16 protein-coding genes are annotated in these 23,993 nt (G+C 50.3%); all 16 read right to left on the bottom strand.

The window, feature by feature from the left end:
* Positions 1-27: 27 nt before the first annotated feature.
* Complete coding sequence (locus tag AC3WTJ_RS03755) at positions 28-942, bottom strand: acetamidase/formamidase family protein (RefSeq protein ID WP_492520626.1); 915 nt, start codon at positions 940-942, stop codon at positions 28-30.
* A gap of 323 nt (positions 943-1,265) precedes the next feature.
* Complete coding sequence (locus AC3WTJ_RS03750) at positions 1,266-2,339, bottom strand: ornithine carbamoyltransferase (protein ID WP_492520625.1); 1,074 nt, start codon at positions 2,337-2,339, stop codon at positions 1,266-1,268.
* Positions 2,336-4,810, bottom strand: coding sequence for a glycosyl hydrolase family 95 catalytic domain-containing protein (locus AC3WTJ_RS03745; protein ID WP_492520624.1), 2,475 nt, complete (start codon positions 4,808-4,810; stop codon positions 2,336-2,338). The genes AC3WTJ_RS03750 and AC3WTJ_RS03745 overlap by 4 nt, the downstream gene beginning before the upstream one ends.
* Positions 4,791-5,933: a glycoside hydrolase family 88/105 protein gene (locus tag AC3WTJ_RS03740; RefSeq protein ID WP_492520623.1), complete on the bottom strand. Its 1,143-nt coding sequence runs from the start codon at positions 5,931-5,933 to the stop codon at positions 4,791-4,793. The genes AC3WTJ_RS03745 and AC3WTJ_RS03740 overlap by 20 nt, the downstream gene beginning before the upstream one ends.
* 27 nt (positions 5,934-5,960) lie before the next feature.
* The gene (locus AC3WTJ_RS03735; protein WP_492520622.1) at positions 5,961-7,103 is read right to left on the bottom strand and encodes an oligogalacturonate lyase family protein; all 1,143 of its coding nucleotides are present in this window, start codon (positions 7,101-7,103) and stop codon (positions 5,961-5,963) included.
* Between the two features lie 45 nt (positions 7,104-7,148).
* A complete protein-coding gene (locus AC3WTJ_RS03730) occupies positions 7,149-9,206 on the bottom strand; it encodes a glycoside hydrolase family 65 (protein WP_492520621.1) in 2,058 nt (685 codons plus the stop codon).
* Positions 9,207-9,251: 45 nt separating this feature from the next.
* Complete coding sequence (locus tag AC3WTJ_RS03725) at positions 9,252-11,534, bottom strand: helix-turn-helix domain-containing protein (RefSeq protein WP_492520620.1); 2,283 nt, start codon at positions 11,532-11,534, stop codon at positions 9,252-9,254.
* 106 nt (positions 11,535-11,640) lie between these two features.
* Positions 11,641-13,827 carry a glycoside hydrolase family 88/105 protein gene (locus tag AC3WTJ_RS03720; RefSeq protein ID WP_492520619.1) on the bottom strand — a complete coding sequence of 729 codons (2,187 nt, stop codon included), beginning with the start codon at positions 13,825-13,827 and terminating at the stop codon, positions 11,641-11,643.
* Positions 13,824-15,161, bottom strand: a complete 1,338-nt coding sequence (locus AC3WTJ_RS03715) for a Gfo/Idh/MocA family protein (protein WP_492520618.1) — start codon at positions 15,159-15,161, stop codon at positions 13,824-13,826. Before AC3WTJ_RS03715 ends, AC3WTJ_RS03720 begins: the two co-directional genes overlap by 4 nt.
* 104 nt (positions 15,162-15,265) lie before the next feature.
* Positions 15,266-16,810 carry an extracellular solute-binding protein gene (locus tag AC3WTJ_RS03710; RefSeq protein WP_492520617.1) on the bottom strand — a complete coding sequence of 515 codons (1,545 nt, stop codon included), beginning with the start codon at positions 16,808-16,810 and terminating at the stop codon, positions 15,266-15,268.
* Positions 16,811-16,867: 57 nt separating this feature from the next.
* A complete protein-coding gene (locus tag AC3WTJ_RS03705) occupies positions 16,868-17,737 on the bottom strand; it encodes a carbohydrate ABC transporter permease (RefSeq protein WP_127456997.1) in 870 nt (289 codons plus the stop codon).
* On the bottom strand, positions 17,737-18,696 hold the full coding sequence (locus tag AC3WTJ_RS03700; RefSeq protein ID WP_492520969.1) for an ABC transporter permease: 960 nt from the start codon (positions 18,694-18,696) through the stop codon (positions 17,737-17,739). Before AC3WTJ_RS03700 ends, AC3WTJ_RS03705 begins: the two co-directional genes overlap by 1 nt.
* A gap of 1,029 nt (positions 18,697-19,725) precedes the next feature.
* Positions 19,726-20,226, bottom strand: coding sequence for an NUDIX hydrolase (locus tag AC3WTJ_RS03695; RefSeq protein WP_492520616.1), 501 nt, complete (start codon positions 20,224-20,226; stop codon positions 19,726-19,728).
* A gap of 457 nt (positions 20,227-20,683) precedes the next feature.
* The gene (locus tag AC3WTJ_RS03690; protein WP_492520615.1) at positions 20,684-22,372 is read right to left on the bottom strand and encodes a ribulokinase; all 1,689 of its coding nucleotides are present in this window, start codon (positions 22,370-22,372) and stop codon (positions 20,684-20,686) included.
* Positions 22,369-23,343 carry an ROK family protein gene (locus AC3WTJ_RS03685; protein WP_492520614.1) on the bottom strand — a complete coding sequence of 325 codons (975 nt, stop codon included), beginning with the start codon at positions 23,341-23,343 and terminating at the stop codon, positions 22,369-22,371. The genes AC3WTJ_RS03690 and AC3WTJ_RS03685 overlap by 4 nt, the downstream gene beginning before the upstream one ends.
* Positions 23,340-23,975 (bottom strand): D-sedoheptulose-7-phosphate isomerase, encoded by a 636-nt coding sequence (locus AC3WTJ_RS03680; protein ID WP_407868636.1) that lies wholly within the window; start codon positions 23,973-23,975, stop codon positions 23,340-23,342. The genes AC3WTJ_RS03685 and AC3WTJ_RS03680 overlap by 4 nt, the downstream gene beginning before the upstream one ends.
* Positions 23,976-23,993 lie beyond the last annotated feature (18 nt).

Here is a 23,993-nt window from a genome sequence, read left to right as displayed (position 1 = left end):
TACGGCCAGGTTTGAGGGCTTTCTTTTTTAGGAGATCAATGATGTTAGTACCGCCTTCGGCAATTTGCAGACTACACTGTAAGCGGGGTTGAACATGTTCGCAATTTCATATTCAACGGCTTGCCCCATCAACAAGCTGGCTTCCGAAGAGGTTAAGCCGCAATCTTCCTGCAGCAGCCGTAACATCTCGGTCGTTGCATGTTGAAGCGCCTGATCAAGCGGCCGGGCGTTGCCGATACAAAACCAAAACGTGTCCGTTTCGCCCCGCGGCCAGCTGATTGTTTTTCCCTTTTGAACGCTGACAGTGAACCGAACATCCATGGATATTTCGAGACCTGTGCCGATGATTTCTCCATCACCTTGCAAAGCATGACCATCACCCAAATAAAACAACGCGCCTTCAGCCGACACCGGAAAATAGACGGTAGTGCCTGCGACCAGACCTTTGTAGTCCATGTTTCCGCCGTATTCGCCACTTGTAGCCGTTGAGATGAACTGCCCTTTGGAGGGTGCAACACCAAAACATCCTAAAAAAGGCCGCAGAGGCAGCTTCAATTGGGCAAGCCCCGGCGTTGGCTCCTTCAGATACGCAACTCCCTGAGCGACATCCACCGTCCAGTGCACGATATCCGATGCCGGCAATGCAGCCGCAACAGCTGGTTCAATAACGGCTGGAGCAAGCATATTGGTTGTCCATGCCCACTCTCGGTTCGGTGTAATAGACTCGAATCGAATCGCTAGCGTATCGCCGGGCATCGCCCCTTCGACATAGAAAGGTCCTGTCATCGGATTCCCGCGATCAGCTGCGCATTCACCATTTTTGTCCCAGCCTCTCGCATCGACTGTTGAGGTAATGATTGTATCCCCATCATACACCGTCCATACAGGGGGATGATTGCCCATTGTATGATAATAAAGCTGAGGGTTGAACGTATGAATCATGGCTACTCCTCCATCTCGATAGGATCAACTATTGATTCGACAGTTGTTATAATTTTCCTACTCGGGATACCCCAATTAGGGGAACTGGGTTCCCTTATTTCAGACAAAACACGGCATATCAGAGCCTCAGGGGAACTATAGGGTCCTATTTCTTCTCAATCATGCTGCAATCCCTCCAATGTGGCGCAATAGCGGACCCTAGTTCCCTTCCCCTAGCCCAAGTGGTAGATTTGGCATAAATAGCACCCTGTAGTTCCCCTCACTCGCCAACGATACACCATTGAGGAACGACAGCCCCCCTCAGATGCACCAAAGCACCAAACTCAGCTACCCACCAACGTTTTAGCTTCTAATAGATGCCATAACAAGCTTTTCTGAACATGCATTCTATTCTCAGCTTGCTGATAAATAATAGAGTGCTCCGACTCAATCAAATTCTCTTCGATTTCATAGCCGGGATGAATGGGCATATCGTGCATGATGTAAGGAGAATATCCGCTTAAATTTTGCTTATTAATTTGAAATGGCATCATAGTGCGAATCCTTCTATTTTTCTCCTCCTGATAGTCGGCATCATAAAAATGTTCCATATCAACCCAAGTGTCGGTATAGATAAAGTCCGTTCTGCGAATAGCCTCAGACATACTGCTCAAAGTTTCAACGCACCCACTTGCATATGCCGTACGCATCAATTCCTCATCCCATGAAGCCTCATTCACGATCGGAGTTACTAAAAAAAGTTTTATGCCTAATGTCACACAACCTGCTACCAGGGAATTAGCGACATTATTATGAATGCCTACATAGGTTAAAGTTACGCCATCAAAGCTGCCTTTTACTTCTTGGATCGTCATCAAATCAGCTAATGCCTGACACGGGTGGTATTTATCACAGCATCCATTAATGACAGGGACACTCGAATAGTTAGCTAACTCCAGTAAATCAGCATGTTTCTTCAACCGAGCCATGATAACATCACAGTTTCTTGAGGCATAACGAACTTCATACTGAATCGGGGACAGGCTAAAATTACTCGAATCCCAATCCATGGTTACAGCGTAACCGCCCATTTGGTTTATGCCAGACTGGAAGGACAAATTGGTTCGGGTCGACGTTTTCTGAAAAAGCATGAATAGCCCTTTTCTTTCGCATGAGTGGTAAAAATCCGTTGGATTGCGTTTGATCTCAATCCCTTTTTGAATAATGGCTAACAAAGTATCCTTATCGAGTTCTTTTAAAGACAATATATGAGGAGTCACGCGATCACCGTCCTGTATATTAATACATAATAATGAATATAAATTCATTTTATTGTAGGAATAAACCGGTGTCAACGGTTGGATCATTACAAGCAATCCTAATCCCCCACCGTCAACGGTAATTGCAATTTGAATCAACTCCCCGCCGCCTCAAAAATTACCGGATGATCTCCCCGCTTCATTTTAACCGAATAGTAGTGCTCCCCTAGTGGAGACCTCTCAAAGTGCCCACCGGTAACTGTGCAGGTGCGCACCCAATCCGGCAGCTTGACGACGGTATCCGTCTCCCGGTCCGCAGTTAGCTCCGCTCGGAACATCCCAGCGCCAGTGTCCCACTGGAGCGCGACTTTGCCCGTATGAAATCTCCAGCTGGACAATTTCCCTCGCTTCAATCTTCCGGGCAGCGCAGGCAGCAGCTTGATAATTCCCGGCGATACCTGGAGCAGCATCTCTTGAATGGCGTTCACCCAACCCAGATTGGCATCGAGCTGCACGGGCGCCGTCGGCATATTCATCGACAGCCCCATCCCCCGCCAATCATTATGCAGCGTGAACAAGTTGGGCAGCAGGCTGGCTCTCGACATCATATCCAGGCAGTCCAGCGAGCTCTCACCATCGCCAAACCGAGCATAAATCGCAGCCATGTGTGCAAATGACCAACCGGTTTGCGCCCCAATTTCACGTTTTCTCACTGCCATCTCAAAAGCTTGAAACAGGGCGGAATCCTTCTCCCTGGTCACTTCGTGCCCTGGAAACACAGGGTACAGATGTGACAAATGCCTGTGAGCATACCGGTCCTCGAAGTCTGTATGCACCCACTCGCTCACCGCTCCGTCACCGTTCACCCGATAAGCAGGCAGACGCTCCAACATCTCCTGCCAATCCTCAACTTCCTTCCGGTCATCCCCAACCGCTTGAACCAATTCTATCAAATGCCGCAACAATTCCTTCAAAATGGCGATTTCCATCGTCGCGTTTATCGCTGTAGGCATCGGATGCGCCAGCGGCTTGCCATCCTTCGGCATGTAATTAAGCGGTGTATTTTCCGGTGATACAGAAGGGTAAATCTTGTATTGGCCACTTTCGTCAAGGACAAGGAACTCTTTATAAAATTGCAGGGCTTCTCTCATGAACGGCAGCGCCCGCTTTTCCAGGAAGCCGGCTTCATTCGTAAACTTAGCGTATTCAACATAATGCTGTGCCAACCATCCAGCGGCTCCCGTCCAGTTTAAAATAACAGGAACGATCTGGCTGGGTACGCCGACGCCTGCTGTCGTTCCTGCCGGTATGTAAATTCCCCGGCACCCGTACAACTTGCGGGCATTATCGCGGAAATCATCCATCAGCGACTCGTAATACCGGAATAATGAGGGAACCAGCTCGCTTAATCCACCGACATGCGCATGCCAGTACATCATCTGGATGTTCTCGTTAGCCATGTTATGGCTCCAGACCAGACGATAGTCCCCTCCCCACAACCCATACAAGCCGAAGGGCTCAGCCTCCTCCGCCGTTGAGGTGCCGCTAAGGAATAGATACCTGCCGTAAGCCCACATTTTCCGAATAAGAGTCTCAGAAGCTTCTCCTTCATAGGCATCCAGCAGCAATCGCTCGTTCGAGCGCGAATCCTGCTCTCGATCACCTAGAACAAGCTGCGCCGAGTGATATAGCGGTCGATGCAGCGCGACATGCCGTTCCAGCAAGCGTTCATAAACAACGCCAGCGCTAGCTTCCTCATCGCGAAGCAGATCGGCAAGCTCCAACTTCAAACGAGGCCAGTCTTCTGCTCGCTTCCCATGTGTAAATACTTTAACCAGCACGAGCACACGAGTTGCTCCCATGAAACGGATTGCGCCCTCTGCTCCAGCGGATTGTCCGATATCCATCTGTCCGCCTTCCTGCACAACCCTCAGCACAGCGCCAAAATCGCTTCCATCATCGTTAGCTGCCGAATACCACGCATAAGCATCATCCGCACCTGTTTCCACGGAGCTCTCCAGCTCCTTGTACTCAGGCGTGTCTGCCCAGCGGTCGCTCGGATGAAGCTGCAAACCGATTTCGCCGGTTATGCCGCTCCCCCTTTCTCTGTCTATCGCGTAGACGATGCAATCATCAGCACGGGATACGAACAGCGTCCGCTTGTACTGGCAGTCTCCATCCTTCCAAGCTACCGTTATTTCGCCGCTATCCATGTCAAGCGTACGGCTATATCCGCGAAAAGCCTGCTTGCTGGGCATCGTCAGACGGATGGCGGCCAGTGGAAATCGGGAGGCCAGCTTCGTCCCGTACCCCTGCTCTTTCAGGGCATTCGCCAGCTGCGGGCTCGCTTCCTGATAGCGCCCCTCATCCATCAACTTCCGCGTGCGCTCAAGCGTGAAGCTGACATCGGGAAGCTCATCTCGTTGTCCCCAGTGCCACAACTTCGCATGGTTCAGCAGCACCGTTTCCTCCTGAACACCACCGAATACGGACGCGCCAAGCACGCCGTTGCCGGCAGGCAGTGCCTCGCGCCACATATTCCGCCACCAGGAGGCCGGGTAGCTCATCATCAGCTGATCATCGTTTCGATTCTCTGCTTGATCCGGCATCTCATTCCGCACACGACTCACGCAGCTGCTCCATCTCAAGCGTGGCAAGCAGCAGCGGAGCAACCCCCATCAACACATCGCTTACGATCGTTTCGCTTAAATAATACGCATAAGATCCGTCACGGTATTTACGGCCTCCAAGGCCCGCACCATGACAAATCTGATGCAGGTGCACCCCCTGCTCATCTTCCGTCACAAAACGCTGCAGGATACCTTCATAAGCTCGTTCTACAACGCTACGGTCGATTTCCGCCAAATATTGCAGCCTGATTCCCTTCGCAATTGCATAAGTCAGCATGCAGGAGCCCGATGACTCCAGATAGTTCCCCTGCTGGCCATTGCAATCCATGATCTGGTACCAAACTCCGCTTTCTTGATCCTGCGCACGTACAACGCTATTGACCATCCTTTCAAAAATGCCCATGAGCTGCCCGCGTTTCGGGTGCCCGATTGGAAAATACGCAAGCGCATCCACCAGCGCCATGGCGTACCAGCCCATGGCCCGTCCCCATACATGTCTCGATTGGCCTGTTCCGCTAGCGCACCATCGCTGCTCTTGGGTTTCGTCCCAAGCATGATGCAGCAGACCCGTCTGCGGATTGCGCGTATGCCGTTCGACCAGCAGCAACTGATGAGCGGCCTCATCGAACCAGCTGTTGTCTTGGAAGGTGTGGGCATATTCAGCCATAAAGGGAGAAGACATATATAAGCCGTCCAACCACATTTGGAAGGGATAGATTTTTTTATGCCAAAATCCACCTTCACTCGTACGGGGTTGACCGACAAGCTGCGTAATCAGCAAACGTGCTGCCGCCTCATATTTCGCTTCGCCTGTTTCCCTCCATAAACGGAAAAGGTTTTTTCCTTTATTAATATGATCAAGGTTGTAATCGTTAAGCTTGTAACCACGTATCGAGCCGTCTTCTTGAATAAATACGTCCATATGCCGCTTGACGAAATCATGATATTTGGCCTCGCCGGTCCAATCCCCCAGCTTATCGATGGCTGCAAGCGCCATTCCTGCGACATAACCCCATTGGTTGGCCATTTTGGGGTGGTAACCGTCTTGACTATGCGACAAAATCGCTTCGCCAACCTTAACGGACATTCGTTCGATTTTCGTATCCAGCATGGAAGCCTTCATGGCTTATGCCCCCTCTCGCTTCATTTGTTATGGCGTGAATAACGGCAATACGGTAAAATCCTCCGGAACATGAACCAAATACAAATTTCCATATCCGTTCTTGTCGCTCGTAAATAGCACACGCTTGCCTTGCGCATCAAAACGCGGATGGGCATGTACTTTCTGCGAATGAAAGCTGCAGCGCAGCTCGCAGAGCATACGAGGTCCGTCGTAAACCCCGTCCTGTTTTCGCCAAATGCTCAGCGTCTTCACCGCACTTTTGCCGTCAACGATGGCTTGCCCCAAACCGTCTGCATAACCATGCCAGGTATCAAAATGAAAATCCGTTTCTTCCATCTCTGTATTGTCATACCGGATGCTGCCGAAGAAATTCGTTCCGTTCGTACGGAACCCGTGATAGCCAATCGTTACGCCGCCGGGATAAAAAAATTCATGGCCGACCTTCTCCTCCGGCTCAAGACGCTCACGAATTTTCCACGCTTCGCCGGTGCGCAAATCCAGTCCCCAAATGCGGTGATCAACCAAATGCCAAGGTCCCTCATGACAAAAAGTCATCAGCCAAGGCTCTTTGGGAGACGCGTTGATATGCGTAATAAAACGATGGGCTTCATAAATGGTTTCCGCGCCGCCATTCACTGCGTCAATGCGTATGATCATGCTGTGGGGAGCCGCTTCCATAAGTTCTCGATGACCCACATAACCGTTGCCTAGGTCCAGTCGAATCCGGTGCGACAAGTCTTCTTGAACACAAGTACAGACATGCTGTCCATCGGCGCTGGCGCTTACATTACCGAGGTGATATCCCTGTGGCGCTTCATAAACCACTTTTTCATCGAAATCTCCGAGTAAATCCAGGCGAATAATCCGCGTTCCGAGCTTAATGTATACAGCACTCCCATCCGGCAGCAAACAAGCATCGATATGATCATTTCCCGGGTAATTAGTCAGCTGCGTAATCTCTCCGCTCTCCACATGCATGCTGTACAAATTCGTGCTGTTGCCACGATCCGAGACGAAAATAAGACGTTGTTCCCCGTCATACCAACCGCTTTCCGTAAAATATAAATGATGGCTGTGTGACTTATAATCCGTCAGCTGTATCACTTCAAGGCCAGTGAATCGATCCGTTGCCGATTTGCGTTCCGAGGGCCATATTGTTCCTTTACCCATACGTTCTCCTCCTGATTATTCATTTCGTTCAACGTGCAAGTTGACCTACAACCAAGGCTTTAATCCATCCCATCTCACGTTCCAGCTGCCATCCTGCGGAAAACCCGGGTTATTCAAGTCCGAGCCGCCTTCCCAGCCGGCAGCCATCATTGCTACTGCCGTCAGTAAACCTCCGTTACCTGGCAAATACGCTGACAAACCAGGTCGCTGATAGTTGTGACCATTGGTTAAATATGTATTTTTGGCAGCGTCCATCAGCAGGAAGTCGACTGCAAGATCCGGTTCACCCAAACGTGCCGCCGTCATGGCACACATCGGGAAGTCCCAGCCCCAGGCGGAGCCCCATTTCCATACTTCTTTCACCTTTAACAGGGTGTTAAGCATGACTTTGCGGTCAATCATCGTGCCAGGTAAAACGCCAAGCGCACCGAGCATGGATGGATGATCATGATTCTTAGCTGTAAAGGTATCCGGACACAGCTCATGGGCCAGATATACCCCTTCAGCCTGTGGAGGAGTGGCCATCATTCCGGCAACCTGCACCCACTTCGCATGAGGCGTTTCCTGCAAAAGCTCCGCCCAGCGAATCGCAATCTCCAGGCCATATTTCCAGTACTCGAGCTCGTACGGAGGATTTTTACTGCCTGCAAGCAAGTGACACTCTTGGGCCGGGATTAATGGCGGGCCTAGATCAAAGACTTGCTTAGCTTCGTCCCAATGCGCATAAGAAACCATGAAATCCGCCGATTCATAGACAATATCGCGGAAACGCTCCAGCAGCTCCCTCGTCGGCTGAGCTTTATAACATAGCTCCGCAAGCGTCATCGGGTGCGGCTGCTGCCAGATCAACCCTGGCGCTACAGGCGAAGGGCACGGTTTTCCTTCAAAGTCCACCATTTTGGGCCAGCGGGCGCCTTCATATCCTTGCGATTGAGCGAGCTCGCGAGCAACCGGTAAAATCCGGCTGTACCAATCCATGCTTTTCAGCAAAATATGTTCCCGTCCCCATAATGGAAAATGCGCGCCATGCCACCAATGCATCTCCAAGTGGGATTTGCCGAACCAGCTGTTGTACATAAGTCCCGTCTCTTGCGGAGGTAAGGAGCCACCACTGTGCATAGCGCACAGGAACTGTGACAGAACAACGCGCCGTTCAAGCTCGTAGGCTCTGGGATCGGAGCTGCCAGAGAAATCGATTGCCGCCCCTCCGAGCCAAAATTGCTCCCAGTGGAGCTTGCTTGCTGCCATCGTCTCTTCAAATGACGGCGCAATTTGTGACGATTCCGGAGCAAAAGTTGCAGAAAATTCAATTAATTCAACTTGTTTTGAAGGAGGGAGCAGTGTGAACTCATGTGCTCCTGTCCGCGTAAGGCTGCCGGCACTCCAAGCCCAGCGCACCTCGTATTTATCTTCGTCCATCGTACGTTCCAACAAGGCCTCGTTGCCGCTGCCTTCGCGCAGTTCCGTCCTGTGCCTATCGTCATTCTCCCAGTCAGGAAATACAGCCTTCGCCCAACCTGTATTCGTCATATCGGGCGCCGGGAAACGCATGAACACCTGCATTCGGCCTTGTGCAATTAAACCGGATTCCACACGCACTGCAATCGCATCAATGGAAGGATGACAAGCCGTGGTCACATGAACCGGGACGCCTTGAATGGTATATGCGCTAGTCAATACGCCCGACCAGAGATCGAGCTGCTGGCTGGTCGGCGCCACATCGGCCGCTTCTGCCACTTCACCCGATTCCAGTAGGAAGCGAAAAGAAACTCGGCCTAATTGCAGGCGATGCGGGTTCATCCTCAGCCAGTGATAAGCCTCCGCCGTACTCCCGGGTTTCATCGGGTAACCGACCGGCCTTCCGTGCGTTTCGAACATTTGGTATTCAACATCTTGATCCGTAAATCGATTTCGACCGCCCGTATAGTGCCAACCCCAATTGGACTGTGTGCCTAGCGGTACCTCATATTGATCCGGGAATGACTGTAGTCCGGTGATGTCCGCACTAAAGGCGAATTCACCGTTCCCTACGGAAAATGGGGACAAAGGGTCCCATTTGTTCAACTCGGGATTATGCCGTTGTACGATCTGTCGTCTGTCCATAGTTCCTCCTAGGTTCGCTTATCCAATACGACTGACGCCGGTTATCTATTCCAGCATCGCGTCCGTACGGGTTCTCATCATATCCCGGTATTTGCCCGGGGTTATATTCTTGAATTTGCGGAAACTTCGAATAAAGCTGTTCTCATGCTGGTAACCAACCATGACCGCAATGTCCGAAATCTTGTTTTCGGTCTTCAGCAGCAGGTCCGCCGCACGTTCCAAACGCAGGCGCGTCAAATAGTTATAGATCGTTTCTCCCGTTTCTTGCTTGAAAATCTGACTTGCCAAGCTGCTGCTAATTCCCACATCGTCAGCAATTTCCGGGATCCCGATGGTCTCGCTCAAATGCTGCTTCATATAATCAATCATGCGGTGGCATGTAATAAAATCCTTGCTTTGAATAAGTTTGTGGAAGCGCTGAACCAACGGCTGAACCCGCTTACAGAGAGCCTCTTGGATATCCCCTAGATGAAACGTATAGTAACTCTCGAACGCGCTGCCCTCCGCACATTTGTCATCAGCCTGCCATAACTGCTCTATGCGTTCAAGCACGGCCCGCAAAAAGGTTAAAGCCGCTGATGGATACCCGTATTGGCTACGCACATCGGAGATTAGACGTTCAATCGCTTCCAGCGATCCGGTTTCGTCTCCCGATTCAATCAATTGCGAAAGCTCTTCCAGCTTTCCTTCATCCACAACCGTCTCCCTGACTTCGTGCCCCGATACTTCATGAAACGGGATAATCTGCCCATAACCTTGATACAGCCGGTAATTCAGCGCATTCTCCGCCTCCAGCATCGCCTGGCGCAGTCGGGCAACTTCCGTTTGAGGGGTGCTTACACCTACCGAAACGCTGAACTTGAGCAGTCTGGAAACAACCTCAACAGCTTCCTCCAGTTTGCGCTCAAGCACGATCCCCGCTTCAAGCGGTTGCAGCAATATCGCCATCTTGTCTTTGCCAAAATCGGCGCAAACGACCCGCCATCTTTGCTCGAACAGCTCGGCGACGATGTTCGCCATGGCGAATTTCAGCAACGACTGATCGTCGCCCGTATACTTCCGCGACCAATCCTCATATCGGTCGATTGAAATGACCGCTACCGTCACAGGCTCTGATGACCATTCGCCAAAGTAACGATGCCACTTTTCCTCGATATCCCGCTTGCCGGTCAAATTCCCCGTGTACATATCGTAAAGCAGCTTGGATGAAGCCTCTGACATCGTTTCTCTGACGAGCTGAGACAGATGGGCATGGTTGCTAAGCAGTTCACCGGCCAGCTTCTCCAAATCGATGCCTTCAGGATTCATGGACTTGCGGTCGTAGCTGCTAAACAGCTGCATCAGCCTGCGGACCGGTCGGAAAGCAGCGGCATTAATATAGAAAATCGTCGCGCAACCAAGCGCCAGTGCAGCCACGGAAACGGTCAACACGACATTGCGTACTTTTTTGGACTTGGCCAGCAAACTGTCCTGAACGACAATGGACACGTATTTCCAGCCCGTTACTGGCGAAACAAGTTGATTAACCAGCAGTTTGCGGTTCTGATGAGTAATGTCACTGCTGCCATCTTCCCGCAGTTGAGCAAGCGCCTGCCGAATGGACTCCTGATCGAAATCATAGTTGGAGACCGCGTACAGGATCTCATCATGCTCGTCGATGATGTAGCGCATCCGATTTAAATTATTAAGCACGGGAGGATTCAGCTTAGCAAACAATTCCTCATCCTTGAGATTGACAGTGACAATCCCCTTAAACTGGCCTTGAATCATAATTTTACGAAACAGCGTAACTTCGGAGCCCTTTCTACCCGCGCCTTCCGGCACCTGACGTTTTTTGATGACCGTCATCCCGTCGCCGAACTCGTCCACCACGTTAATCCAATCCGAATCGTCAAAGTTCAGCTTGCTCGAGCTGTAGCCCTGCGGAATTGCAATGAAGCTCCCTTTTGTCATGTCATACACGTAGATGCTCTTGATATATTTAGAATTGCCTATCAGAGTTGACAACAATTGATAAATGTCCGATATGTTAGCGTATGAATTCTGCACCTCACTGGTCAGAAACTTATAAATATTTGCGTTCAAAGCAACCTGAATGGCAGCCTTATCACTCTCTTTGATAGCGTCATCAATGACGTTCATATTCAGTTGAAGCATTTGGCGCTGCGGCTCGCTGAGTTCTTCCTGCAGGACAGACTTTGACGTATAGTAGGATGTCAGGCTGACGGCCAGAATAATGAGAAACACCGATATGGTTAAAATGAGTACGAGCCGGGTCTGCGTATGGGCTAAATTGTATTTCAGCCATTTCTTCAAGGATTGCGTCACGTTAGGGTTCCCACCTTATTAGGAGATCTTACTATTATAACGCGATCTGTTCCCTCGCGACACGATCCTTTCCAATGATTCCCTCTCATCCTCACTCTGGAACACCTCAGCTTTTTATACCTAAGCTGTTCATCATGGCGTTCGCTTCTATGCCGGCCAAAAGCACAATGCCAATCCCGTGTGTGTCATTCAAGTTCCATCCAAGCTCATGCTTATAATACGCATTCGAGTAGGACCAGCTGGAGCCTTTGCATACGCCGTACAAGTTCCCATGCTTATCAATGACACGAGCGCACAAGCCATTCCAGCCGGACATTACCGCTCGAGTGAATGCTTGAGGCTCCAGCAACCAACCGTGCCGCACGCCGAGTGCGAAGCCGTACATGAACATGGAGGTACACGATGCTTCCTCATATGACTCAGGATCTGTCAGTACCTGATGCCACAGGCCGTTTTTGCCCTGCAGACGGAGATACCCTTCCGCCAACTCCCGGTAAAAGCGGAGGATCCCCTTGTAGCTGGAATGCCCTTTCGGCAGCGCTTGCAATAACACGGAGAGCGAGAAAAAGACCCAGCCGTTCCCCCGCCCCCAAGTCGTCAATGACGGCTTGCCGCTGCTTACGTCATACACATGAGACATGATTTGCTGCTCAGGCATATATAAATACTTTTTATACAAAAGCAGTTGACGGGAAGCTTCCTCTACATATCGCAAATCCCCGGATAGCTCGCTATAACGGCATAGGAACGGCACACTCATGTACATATCATCGCACCACATCGTATTATGCATGCTCGGGGATACGCCGATACGGCGGTAAAGCGTTCCGTCTTCCAGACGGTCCTGTACATTCATGATGTAATGGGCGATGTCATCTGAAACCTCACGTGCTCCCTTCAGCTGCCGTAACCTGTTCGCTAGAATAGCAAGTGCTCCAAAGGACCCACAATCATCCAAGCTGTCAATATGCGATAACTGATTATTTAATCCTGCCGCTCCAAACTGCTTCCGATCCCAGAGGGAATACGCATACGTTGACGTCGCAAATTCCACGTGACGAGTTACGTAATCCGTTATGTCGCTGCGCGCTAGCAAACGGCTTGTCTCTAGTAGCCCGAACAAGGTTACGCCAAGCGGATAGTTCCATCGGCCGAAGAGCTCATTCTCCAGAAAGGGTCTAACGAAAGCTTCAGGCTCATTCGTCGTCCAGAACACCTCACCTGAAGAGCCGGCCGCCACCATATCCATCTTCATATAGTCATTAGCGCGCAGCTCGGCGTCAGCAGCGAAAGGCCCCAGATGCAGCCATTTGCCTGCATAGCCATGGACTTTGACCGGCGAGTGCAGCACGGCATTCGTCAAATCCTCAAACAGCTGAAACCCCCAACTCTCCCCACTGCACGTGCAGTATGCCACGAGGCTTCCGCTTCGCCGGCACGATTCTAAATTAAAACTGAACGAGCCCTCTCCAGCAGCTTCATAAACCTTATGTCCATTCCAAATGAAGGCGACAGGTCCATAGGCGACCCCCGATACCGTTACAGGACCGGTCATCGCCGGGTCGACTCGGACGGACGTCCAAGAGATAGCCTTCAAACCCGGGGACAGACCGTAGAGTTGTTCTAGCCTGCCTTGCCAGCCACTGGTGTCTCCGCGCTTCGGCAGCCAAGACGCCGCACTTGCTACCTGTTCCCTCATCGTCGCAGCTGGCATTTGTGCAAGCGGACTATCCATCGGAGACGTATAGATCCAGCCCTCTTCCCCCTCACGCTCTAGTGAAGGTGCAAGAAAGGTATAGGGCTTATTCTTGCGATTGCCAGAGCCAAATTCCACTCCGCATCGTCCGTCTGCACGTTGGCCAAGCTCCAAAACAAAGTGGTTCCAGCCCCGCACCATCCCGATCTTCAGTTTCAGCGGAGGTGCCCCTTCCGCTTCCTCCTCAGGGGCAGATCCAAAACGCTGCTCCCCATTATGGTACAATCGGACAGATCCGAGACATCGAAGCAGAAAGATAAACTCTTGCGGCTCCTCGATCCACAGCTTCGCCCAGGCATATACCCGTTGTCCCACCTGCATCTCCGGGAAAATACGTTCAATCGGAAACGAATACGTGTGATTTTCCAACTTGCGGATTTCACTAGCGCGTGTCACTCTGTATACCGGACCGTGTGGCGGATGCTCGCCGATGTAACGCTGAGCCATGACGGTCAAGACATGAGGAATGTTGGTACCGTCCGTTTGGGCAGCCATACTTTCCTCTGAATCTATATAGCGGGTCAAAGATGTCGTCATTGTCCTGCCACTCCTTTCCCGCTTAAACTGAGAGACTTCTCAGAAAATCCACCGCTAAGCACTTCCCCGATGGTAACCGGACGGTGTTCCTTCACAGAGCGCCATACCGCTTCCCCAGTCGCCACGGAGAACGCGCCATCCACAGCTCCGGATAAAATTCGATAAGGCCTGCGGCGATCTTCGCCCATAAATAAATCTTCAAGCAAGAGCGGGTCTCCGCCTCCATGCCCGCCTTCTCGGTGCACCACATGAATCGTTTCCTTAGAGCCAAACAAAGGGAAATAATCGATGGTCTGCACAGGTGTCGGAAATGGAGTGCGGCTCGGCATATGATACTCCACCGACTCAAGCCTCCCCTTCGTACCGTTAATGGCCAAGCGATACCCCTCATACGGCAAAGAGAAGTTAACTGAATAGCTGAGGAGTGCGCCACCGTTATATTTGACCGTTGCTGCATAGGTATCCTCAATATCAATTTGGGAATCGAAGATACATTGATCAGGCCGATAGTCTGAGTAAGGAAAATTGCTTTTCACTGCACCAAGCGATCCGAGATGATCATCCTGCACTTGAATATTTTTGCTCCGTGTGTTCCAACGTGAGTAGTAGTCGCACTCCGCCGTTAGCTCACAGGTCGTGCAGAAACGGCCATCCTCCTTCTTGGGGTTCGCTTCCCCTTCAGCTCCGTAATAATTTAAGGCGCCATATGCGAACACCTCGACAGGCTGCTGCCCAATCCACCAATTCACCAGATCGAAATGATGCGTGCATTTATGGATAGACAACCCTCCGGACAGCTCTCTAACCCGATTCCAACGTTTAAAATAACTTGAACCATGATAGGTGTCGAGATACCAATTCAAGTCAATCGAAGTAATCCTGCCAAGCTTGCCTTCCAGTAGCATTTCCTTAATTTTCGTATGAATGGGCGCATATCGGTAATTGAAAGTAACGGTGACCGTCCCTTTACTTGCTGACTCCGCCTCCATTACACGCCTTGCGTCCTCTCCTGTTGTCACCATCGGCTTCTCCGTGATCACGTCTAAATCATGCTCAAGGGCCGCTATAATATATTTCGCATGTGTATCGTCTCGCCCAGCGACAATGATAACATCCGGGCGCGTCTCTTCCACCATCCGGTCAAATTCATGCTCGCCGTAAGTACGGACTTCCTGCTGCTCTGGAAATCTCGTTCGAAACAGCTCAAAGCGAGCTTGGTCGCGATCCAGTAAGCCGACGAGCTCGCTTCTGGCGGAGAATGTCGACGTAATGGGCTTAGCGAACATGCCAAGCGCCCGACCGCTTACCCCGCAGATTGCATATCGCTTTTTCATGAGCTACATCCCCTTCTTTGGCTGCTGTCATTTATCTTCTCAGCGCGTTTGGGCCCGCAGGAGGCTGAGCCGTCCCTGCGGGCGGACCTTACGCCGGATAGTTGTTATTTCTTCACTTGTGCGTACCATTCTTGGGCGCGCTGCGTGACCTTGTCGCCTCCCGATTTGTTCCAACGGTCCACAAACTCATCGAATTTCGCCATCGGCCATTCACCGATCACAATTTTGGTCAAATATTCTTGAAAAAGCTTATGCGATTGAATATCCGGGAAACCTTCGTATACCGTGTTCGGCAGTCCATCTCCTGCGATTCGTCGGGCATCCGCTGTATTGACGGTGAAAATGTCCTGCACCATCTTCTGCATGTTCTCTGGAATGGTTTCCTTGATCCGGATATCCATATCTTCTTTGGTCGTCAGGTTACGCATGCCGAGAGCAAGAGGGCGGCTGTCCTCCGGCGGCAGCAGGACCTTTTTGCCATTCACGACTTGATGCTGAAGTCCTTCAATCCCAAAACGGATGAACTCATCGTTGCTTGTATCATAGAAGAAGTCGAGCAGCTTCAGGGAGGCTTCGGCTTTGTTTTTTGCTGCTGCAGGAATGATCCATTCCGGCTCCCCCATCGTTTTCATCGTAACAAAACCTTGGAAACCATCTACTTTAGGCACGGGCATGCCAACGATATAAGCATCAGGAGCTCCCTTCAGCATCGCTGTATAGCGATCGCGCACACTTGCCGGGAGGTGGTACCAGCTGCCAACCAGATTATTGTTGATTTTGGCCTGCCATACGTCGCCCTTGTTAAGGAATGTCTCGTTATCGAGCAGCTTCTCTGCATACAACTCGCGGATATATCCGATGGCCGCCTTCATGTTAGAGGTTACGCCCGCATACTGAATTTTACCGTCATACAGGTCCCACTCCGGACTCCCTTCCCACATGGCGACGCCGTACATGCCAAACAGGTGATCCATCCATTTGCCGAATTCCCGGCCCGAAGTTGGCAGCTCGTCCTTTATTCCGTTGCCATTTGGATCCTTGTCACGGAAGGCCTTCAGCACTTCCTTATAATCAGCTGCTGTCTTCGGCATAGGCAATCCGACCTTATCCAGCCAATCCTTACGAATCATCGGTGCGCGTTCAGGAACGAGAAACACCTTCGGCACATAATAAATATGCCCATCGGACGAGGCTGAACGAACGACATCCCATGCCTCTTTGGGAATGTTCTTCCATACATTAGGTGCGTACTTTGGAAGAAGATCTTCCAATGGCAGCGCTCCACCTTGTTTGATCAACGTCTGCTCGATGCCGCCAATCGGGCGTAGGATGTCCGGCAAGTCATTCGAGGCAATCATCAAATTAAGGAACTCTGTCGGTTCTGAACCCGGAGGTGTGGTCGTTAATTGATATTCAACGCCTGTTTTCTCCGCTACATATTTGACATGCGCGTTGTTCGCATCCGGAATGGTGCCTACGCCCATATGGCTTTTGAATACCTTTACCTGTACAAGCTTGTCGTTCTGGGCGCCGCCTTCTGCGACTGGGGTTTTGTCACCGGTTTGCGCACAACCCGCAAGGACTGTAACCGCAAGCAGCGAAACCGCCGCCGTAATCGCTCCCTTTTTCCCGAATAAACGTTTCTTCATACATGTATCCTCCCTTTTTTAGCACATCATATGATGAAGCCAGCCGTATTGCGGTCTTTACTCCTTCAGCGAGCCTAGCATGGAACCCTTTACAAAATACTTCTGCAAGTACGGGTATACTAAAATAATCGGCACTGTTGCGAACAGTATTGTTGCCGCTTTCAATGTTGTCGTATTGAAATCGTAATCGCCAAGGAACAGATTCACAGCAGCCAATTCCTCCGGTGACTGCAAGTAAGCGCGCAGCTTCATTTGCAGCGGCCATTTGTTAGGATCACGGATGAACAGCACGGCCCTCTGGAAAGTATTCCAATATCCGACGGCATAAAACAAACTGACCGTCGCGAGCACCGGCTTGGATAAAGGCAGGTAGATCCGGAACAAAATGCCTGCATCGGTGCAGCCGTCCATTCGCGCTGAATCATCGAGTTCCGCCGGTATCCCCATAAAAAACGTTCGAATAATAATCATGTTAAACGTTCCAATTAATCCTGGCAAAATTAGCGACCACAGGGAGTTCATCATGCCCAGCTCCCGAACGGTCAGGAAAAATGGGATCATCGGCGCATTAAAAATCATCGTAATGATCACAGCCAGCATAAACGGCTTGCGAATGAGAAATTCCTTGCGGGACAGCGGAAACGCTGTCAATACTGAGAACAGCATGCTCAGCAGTGTCCCAACAATCGTGATGTATAGCGTTACGCCGAATGCGCTCCATAATCCCTTATTTTGCAGGATATGCCCCCACGATGCCCAGGTAAATTCTACCGGTAGTAAGAATACTGTTTTCGAATCAGCCGCAAGGGGTGAACTGAGCGAAACCGCCAACAGATGAACAAGCGGCATCAACATCGTGCCTGCAGCTGCGGCCAGGAACAAATAGTTGACTACTTGAAAAACCTTTTCTCCATACGTTTGTTTCATCACCACAACCCCTGTTCTGTCTTTCTGGCCATTCGGTTAAAAATCCACAGCAGCGCGAAACCAATGACGGACTGGAATAATCCAATAGCTGTCGTAACGCTATACTGGCCCTGCAAAACCCCTGCCCGGTACACATACGTCTCAATGATATCACCCACGGAATAGGTCATAGGCGTCAACAGATTATAAATCTGGTCAAAACCGAGCTCAAGGAAATTGCCGATGTTCAGTAGAAATAACACCAGAATTGTAGGAAACAGGATCGGCAGCGTAATATGAAGCGTCTGCTTCCAGCGATTCGCCCCGTCCATCACAGCCGCCTCATACAAGTTCGGATTGATGCCGGCAATTGCGGCAAGGTAAATAATCGTGCCCCATCCGACTTCCTTCCAAATGCCCGACAAGACGACAATCGTGCGAAAATAACTCTGCTGCTGCATGAACAAGATCGGCTCGAAACCGAACCATCCCCGGACCATGTTCGCCACGCCTTGCGTGGACAGTAGTTCAAAGACGATGCCTCCGACAACGACCCACGATAAGAAGTGCGGAAGATAGAACATGCTTTGTACGACCCGTTTGAACAGCATCAGCCTCACTTCATTGAATAGAAGCGCTAGAATAATCGGTGCAGGAAATCCGAACACGAGGTGATACGTGGCGATCGTCGCCGTGTTTCTTAAAACATGATAGAAATCTTGATACGTGAAGATGAATTTGAAATTATCCAATCCAACCCAAGAGCTTCCCAGCATGCCTTTGAAAATTTGATAATTCTGAAAGGCGATAACACTTCCCATGAGCGGCACGTATTTAAAAATAAGGTAATACACGAGCCCCGGGATGATCATGAGATAAAGCATCCAATGCTTTCGCATATTTAGGAGATATCGATTTTGCGCTAACCTCGCATGCTTCGCATCGCTATGTGTGATTCCGGGCTTAGCCTCGGTATACATCTTTGCCACTGTCGCAAGCCTCCTTCACGTCTAGTACCGCAATCTTACCTGCTGGGGAGATGCCGTGACAATCGTTCAATCCTCTATGGGATGAACCGATCCGCGATTTGCACATTTTCCCAGAATTTGAGAGCGGGAACAAGAAAGTGTTAATGCAAAAATGTCTCAATTCGAGGAATTGTGCATGCTTTGGAGCTTCGGTTCATTGCTAACGAATCCTGCTAAAACGTGAAAAAGGAGCTATTTCTTTGAAATAGCGCCCTGTAGGTTTGCTGGAGAGGAAGGGATCGGGAGGAGTTCTCTTCTCCTCCTTCGTTTAGCTTGTTAAGAGCCTGGTAGGAGCGAATTTTTTTGGGGGAGAAGATTAAGCGCCGCTAGAAATTCAACGTTACTGAGACAATTGGCGGAGATGGTAGCCTCATACTAGCTGTGTTAAGTTGGTTAACGATGTATCTTTGAGGAACTACAGGCCGCTATTCTTACAAATTCAGCCCGTTTCCGCGTTTGAGCGGAACTACAGGGCTTTATTTGATTGCCTGATCCCGTTTTCTTGAAGAAAACGGACAAATAGAGGACCACAGTTCCCCTCCACGAAAAAATGAGCTTATTTCGATGAAATAGCGTCCTGTAGTTCCCCTCGTTGGAGAGGAATCGCCCGAGCGATAGCAACAAATGTCAAGGGCCGGTGTGCAGGGAAGCTTCGCTTACCCAAAACTATGTCAATAAAGCCACCGGATGATTCCGGCAGCTTTTGTTTTTGGGTATACACTGATTCTATCTTCCTATCACCTTACTTAAACACATTAATTCTTCTGAGCATCTTATACATATCATCATAAATGATAATGTTACCTTTTGGATCAATAATAAATCGTTGCGGGGCAACACCAAGTATAATTTTTTTGGGCTCAATCCTATCATCGTAAGTAGATTCTAAACATGCTGTTCTTCCCCCAAATTCCACCATCCAGTAAATTACCATTATTATCTATTGAATCTAGTAAAAAGACAATAGATTTACAAAGTCTTTTATAACGCCCGTCTCTGTTTCTCCAAATACTTCATATAAAACATAATTCCCGCTCTGTCTACACTGGAAAATTGATGAGGATCATCATTCATTAGTTGTCTTAATTCATCTACAGCAATCCATCTCGGGTTTTTAGTTTCATCACCTGATTGCACTAACTCCCCTTGCACTTTACAACGGAAGTAGACGCCAACCGAATCAAAAGGGCCGTTAAGGGTCTGATAAGCCCCGAAGGGTTTTACACACTCCACTTCAAAACTCGGATCGATACCAACGGTATCAATTTTTGTATCCTCACCTTCAATTTCTACAACATCAAGGCCAGTCTCTTCCTTTACTTCTCTAATAAGCGCTGCTATTAACGATTCGTATTGCTCTATTCGCCCACCAGGTAGTTCAATCCGTTGAGGTTCACCAGGTTTATTTCGTGTCTGAACGACAATTTCGATTGTTCCATCTTGCATTCTTTCAATGATCGCACGAGAATTAACGAAGAACATCCGCCATCACAGCACCTTTCTTTTCTTTTTCTTCTATACTAGTTTCTAGATTTCTCTAATAATTCCTTTGCATCACAAATCACTTTTGACAGCTCACTATTATAGAGCTTCATCCATTAACAGGAAAAAATCCCGTTATTTAAAGCATTTTTCAACTGCGATTCCAAATAATTGGAAAAAACACCGTTAATTCACCGCATCATCCCTGCTTCCTAGCTCAGCCGCTATCATTAACAGGAGAAAATCCATTTATTCACGCTGAAGCTTGATTAATCCACTAAATTGCGGTAGTATTTCCCGTTAATCTTAGACTGCGCCCCCAATCCCTCGGGATACAGTCAACCGACTCGTGACCCGGTGCATGCCACCACAAAAAAGCCTGTCACCCGCAGTTCCAAAGGAACACGCAGATTCACAGGCCGAGTACATTTTGTCCGTCAGGCCATTCCAAAACGTTCTAACCCCCAGTTCGCATGCGCTTCAACTCACGCATTACCTTCCCCACTGGGCCGGAAGGTACTCCGAACGCCTCATGCATCGCACGATACTGGGCGTATAACCTGTCGTAAGCAGCCTTGTGCTCACGATTCGGACGGATGGGCTGCTCCTTCGTTTGCCCCATCGCGCGAATACCGTCACTCAGGCTGTCGTAGCCGCCTGCTTGGCTGCCCGCTGCAGCCGCTCCGCAGATGGCTGCGCCAAGCGCAACAGGTTGGGTCGACTTCGCCACCTTAATGTCCTTCCCCAAAACATCGGCAAAAATTTGCATCAGCAGCTTATTTTTTTGCGGCAACCCGCCGCACGCATAGAGAGAAGCTATCTGCACACCGCTCTCTTCAAAGGTTTCGATGATCCGTCTTGTACCGAAAGCTGCCGACTCCAGCAACGCGCGATAGATCTCCGCATGCGTTGTACGCAACGTCAGCCCGACAAGCAGTCCGGATAACGCTTCGTCCAGGATGGGGGAACGCCCTCCGTTCCACCAATCGAGCGCGAGCAGACCCGACTGCCCGGGACTTAACTGGCCGGCTTCACGCTCCAACCAGGTATGAACGCCGATTCCTTCGGCGGCAGCCTTACGCGTTATCTCTTCGGATACCGCTGTGTTGACGAACCAGGCAAACATGTCGCCAACGGCCGGTTGACCCGCTTCATAGCCGAACATGCCTGGTACTATGCCGTCCTCCACCACGCCGTTAACTCCTTGAATGAGATGTTCTTCGTCGCCGAGAACCATGTGGCACAGCGAAGTTCCCATAGCCAGAACCATACTGCCTGGGTCAGTTACACCACAGCCGAGTACGGCGGCATGTGCATCGATGATGGCAGTAGAAACAGCTGTGCCTGGAAGCAAACCGAGCTCTTTGGCCATCCGCGGTTCCAATCCCCCTGCACGGGAGCCAACGGGCACTACAGCTCCAACCAACTTGGTTTGGTACAAACTTTCAAACCGCGGATCCAGCTGCTTCAGGAACTCCGTGGTCGGGTAACCTTCTAGCTTATGCCAGATTCCCTTGTAGCCTGCACAGCAGCTGCTTCTGGCCAGCTCGCCGCAAAGCTGCCAGACAACCCAGTCCGCCGCCTCCACGAAGCGATCGGCCCCATCGAATACAGCCGGTGACTGTTCGGCCGTCTCCAGCAGCTTGGGCAGAAGCCATTCCGAAGAGATGCTGCCGCCATAACGAGGAAGGAAATCTTCGCCCCTCTCTTTGGCCAAATGGTTTATACGTTCCGCTTGCGGGGCCGCCGCATGATGCTTCCAAAGCTTGGTCCAGCTGTGCGGATCGTTCCGATACTCCTCGAAGAAGCATAACGGAACGCCATCCGCATTCACGGGCAGCACCGTGCAAGCGGTGAAGTCAATACCGATGCCGATCACAGACTCCGGCGGAATTCCTGCCTGCTGAATCACTGCGGGGACCGATTGGCGAAGCACATCCAGATAATCCCCTGGATGCTGCAGAGCCCAATCCTTCGCAAGGATCACTTCCGAACCCGGCAGCTGACGATCGATTACACCGTGTGCATAAGCCGTTACATGTGCCGCTATTTCCTCACCGGTCTGCACATCCACCAATACAGCCCGGCCGCTTTCCGTGCCATAATCGACGCCAATGGCGTACTTTTTGCCCCCGATCTCCATCATGAATTCCCCCTCAACATCTCCATTGCAACAGATACGCCTGCATAATCCCCTACCTGTTCCCCCAACCCAGCAGGCACGATTTCACAAACATCTAAGGAGAACGATAGCGCCTCCTGCCTTAATGTTGCCATTACCAGAGGCTCCAGCAGCTTGTGCTGCCGTCCATAGATACTGCCAATTACAATTTTCTCCGGATTAAGCACATCAATTAACATAGCAATTCCTTGCCCCAAGCGGCGGCCTACCGTCTCATACACTTCAATCGCCATGGAATCCCCCGCTTCCGCAGCCTTTCCTACCGTTTCCGCCGTCAAGCTGCTCAGATCGTTCATTGTTTGGCAATAAGAAGGTGGTTTGCCTTCCTGAATGGCTTGAAGCGACATTGTCCGAGCAAGCTTCGCAATACCGCCGCCACTGCAGAAGCCCTCAAATGAACCCGCCTTGCCATATCCCCAGGGGCCATCGGCTTCCAAACGAACATGCCCAACTTCACCTGCCATATCATTCTTACCTATATAAAGCTGGCCGTTAAGGATCAATCCCGCTCCCATGCCTGTGCCGAAAGTAAGGAAAACCATATGGCGGCTGCCTTTTCCCGCTCCAAAACGCCATTCAGCTAAGGCACAAGCATTCGCATCATTCTGTAATCCGACTGGAACACCGTAACGTACATGCAAAGGAGATACGACATCAACATGATCCCAACCGGGAAGATTCGGAGGCGAGAGAATGACGCCCGCTTGACTGTTAAGCGGACCTCCACAACTGATACCTATGGCTTCAGGTGTCCGATCTGGATAACGCATTAACATCGTATCAAGAGATGCGCAGATTTCACCAATTGCCATTTCCGGCCCAGATGGGGTCGGAAAGCTTATTTTATCCACGAATACGACGCTATCCTTCTCGACAACAGCCAAGCTTACTGCGCATTTTGTTCCACCGATATCGACTGCTGCAACTAGAGTCATTTTGGGAAAAACGCCTCCTCCAACATCAGGCATAACGCATGATAGATCGGCAGATGCCTCTCTTGAATGTCGAGGGTTTTCTCCCAAGGCACACATATCGTCACATCACATAAAGACTTCAATTTCCCGCCGCTATCCCCCGTGAAACCAATGGTTTTCAACCCTTGCACCTTGGCAACCTGCAGAGCCCGAAGGATATTCGTAGAGTTGCCTGATGTGCTGAATGCAATCAATACATCCCCTGAACGGCCGTAGCCATACACTTGCTGGGCAAAAATCATTTCTGGATCAACATCATTCGCATAAGCACTTATCAAAGCTGAGTGACTTACGAGTGAAATCGCCGGCAGCGCCCCTTGGAGCTTAACAGCAAGATCCAACCCTTCTCCCGGAAATTCACGTTCAAAACGATCGCTTACAGATGCGGATAAAGGCCTTTTGGAGATAAATCCCTTCATCAGTTCGCCTACAACATGCTCACAATCTGCGGCACTTCCACCATTACCACATAATAACAGCTTATTTCCTTGATGAAACGAATGGTTTAGCAGCTCAAACCCCAATTCGATATCTGGTAAACAGCCTATTAATTCTGGATAACGTGTCGTCATTGAACTCAAAATAGCGTTCATTCCGTAGTACCCCCTTAC

The organism is Paenibacillus sp. FW101-FHT12H11, from assembly GCF_058790355.1.
This window is presented reverse-complemented; position numbering and strand designations above follow the sequence as displayed.